Genomic DNA, 2,533 nt, shown 5'->3' with positions numbered 1-2,533 from the left:
CGGCAGCTTGCGATGTCGGACAGGATCGACGAGGCGACGGACCTCATCCACCGCCTCCTCCTGGACGTCCAGGACACCGCTGTCACTCAGGAGACGGCAGAGGCCCTGCTCGAACGCGAAGACACCCTCGGACTCCGCTGCGTGCTGCTGGCCAGAAGCCACGCGTCGGAAACCTGGACCGCGGCCGAGATCCAAGCCGCTCTGGACTGCGACCCCGACTGGACGACGACCCAGGGCGCGGACCGGCTGATCGAGCAGTACCGCGAGCTGGCAACAGACCAGGACGAGGGCGTCCGCGACGAAGCCCAACGGCTACTGGCGCGGCTGCGGCCGCGCGAGGAACGGGCACGGGGCTCAGAGGCAGCATGTCGTCGGTGATGACCGGGGGCCGGCCGCCGTACGTGCCCTTGCGAAAGGCGGTGCCGAGCCCTTCCAGCGTGGACTCGCGGATGTTCTCCCGCTCGGCACCGTGCGGGAAACGGCAGCTCAGCCAGCGCGCGCAGTCCACTTCGGCGGCGTCCACAACCGGGCATCGGCGCTGCCGACCTGGATCAGCGTTCCGGTATGCCGGTCCTGACGCGCCGGGCGGAACCCGTCGATCGCGAACACCTGCTGTCCGCTGGTGACGTCGACGCCCTGCAGACTGGCCTCGTCGGCGATCAGCAGATGCTCTCCGTCGGTGAAAAAGCCGAAATCGCCGACCGGCCAGCGGAACGTCGCGACCGCCCTGATCCATCGGACACCCGACGAGCGCAGTTCGATCGAGGTGGGGTCGAGGACGTGGACGGTACCGCTGCCGGCATCGTCCCGGTCATACACCGCGATCCGCCCGTCGTCGATCCACACCACCGGCCAGTTCCACCCCGAGACCTCGGGATACACCGCATAGCTGGGCCCGCCCTCGGACTCGTACGGGTTGTCGTGCAGCCACGCGGTCAGGCTCCACACCGCCGGCATCCCCCACGGCTGCCACACCCAACCGCCGTCGTAGACACGAGTCCCGTCAGGACTCAGCGACAGCGCGCCGTGGAAGTAATCGAGGTCGTACTCCGCGTCCTCCTCATCCCTGTCCGGGCTGTCCCGCGCCGTAAGCACCTCTCCGGACGCGAGATCGGTGACATCCAACCGGTTCCAGTCAGTGCGATGGACGACAACCGGCCGGCCACCGTGCTCGGCAAACGCCAACGCGAACGGGACGGTTTCACAGCAGTAGTCCCCGCCGTCCAACTTCAACGCCGGCGAACCGGTGGCGAGATCGACGACGGTGCCGTACCTACCGCGGTCTTGAACCACCGCCGCCCAACGGCCACATCGAGACACATGAAGCCGCAATCGAACACCGTCACCGTATTCGGACCCCAGCCTCTCCTCCCGATACCGGGCCACGTCCTGCACCTCGCCGGTCGTCGGCGTCCACCGCGCCAACCGTCCGTCCTCGGACAGCACCAGCCACGCTGGCCCCGCGTCACCGAGGGCCCCCGGCAACGCCGCCACATCCACGACCGGCCGCAGCACGTCGGGAACCGCCACGTCCACCGTGATCGTCGCCATATCCATCCCCTCGGTGCTCCCGTGTGACCCCCGCGCGGCATCATGAAAAGCAGGTGATACGACACCGTATCGGCAATGTCGGTGAGCGCCGCGATGCCGGTCACGGTGGTGAGGTGAGCACGGATCCGGACTGTGCCGGGCTCCTTCTCGCGCAGGTCCGCCTCGGTGTCGTCCAGGGAGAAGAACGACGCTCAGGATCTCGTCGGAGCGGACTGCCGCGACCACCTCGCCGGCGGTCGCGTCCGCCCAGGCGGGGTCGTCGACGAAGTGGACATGCGACAGCCACGGTTCGCTGCGGGTGTTGCCCCGGTTCAGCGCCGACGTGTCGCCGGGGGGACGGTGGCGTGAGGTGCGGCCCACAGAGGGATCACCTCGAGGGCGGCAACGGAGCTGCGGGAAGCGTTCCCGGAGATGGGCCCAGGGACGCCGGTGGCACACCGGCTGGTCCGAGCACGGGGGTTCACGGCGTTCACGGAGGTCATGGTCAGCAACATACTGGCCGGGTCCGACAGGTCATTCCATTGCGCTGAGGCCCCAGCCGAGCAGCGCACGGCAGTACCGGAGCGTGCCGGCGGCTCTCAGCCTGAGTGCCCGCGTGGCTGCCCCCCGCCCCTGCGGGGATGACTGTTCCTCCGACATCTGGAACTTCGAGCGGAGCGGCTGACCCCCGCGGGCGCGGGGAGAACTGGTCCCAGGCGAAGCGGGCCGGCGAGCAGCGAGAACTGGACCGTCAACGGCGGCGTCGGCCGCTTCACCGTCACGCCCTGCCGCAAGAAGTGCCGTTGCCCGCACGGCCACGGCCGCTGGGAGAGCGTCAGCGCGCCCCTGGACGATGTCGTCGCCCGGATACTCGGCGACCGGGTCGTTCTCCACCGACTGCCCGCCGGGGACGACCACCAGGTGCTGTGGACCGTGTCCCGCTACGTCGAGCGGGCGCAGACCCACGCCGCGGCCGAGCGCGAGCACCAGGCCAAGCAGGCGG

At 69.5% G+C, this 2,533-nt stretch carries 2 protein-coding genes; one reads left to right on the top strand and one right to left on the bottom strand.

Annotation, left to right across the window (positions count from 1 at the left end; genetic code table 11):
- A partial coding sequence (locus VR45_RS39240; RefSeq protein ID WP_045944746.1) for a hypothetical protein occupies positions 1-378 on the top strand: 378 nt, incomplete at its 5' end.
- A 108-nt stretch (positions 379-486) separates the two neighbouring features.
- Here the strand turns inward: VR45_RS39240 and VR45_RS39235 are convergent.
- Positions 487-1,551, bottom strand: coding sequence for a hypothetical protein (locus VR45_RS39235; protein ID WP_159394534.1), 1,065 nt, complete (start codon positions 1,549-1,551; stop codon positions 487-489).
- Between the last annotated feature and the right edge of the window lie 982 nt (positions 1,552-2,533).

The sequence above is a fragment of the Streptomyces sp. NRRL S-495 genome (genome assembly GCF_000966955.1).
Lineage (GTDB): Bacteria > Actinomycetota > Actinomycetes > Streptomycetales > Streptomycetaceae > Kitasatospora > Kitasatospora purpeofusca.
Note: the sequence above shows the minus strand (reverse complement) of the source record. Positions and strands in the feature narration are given on the sequence as shown.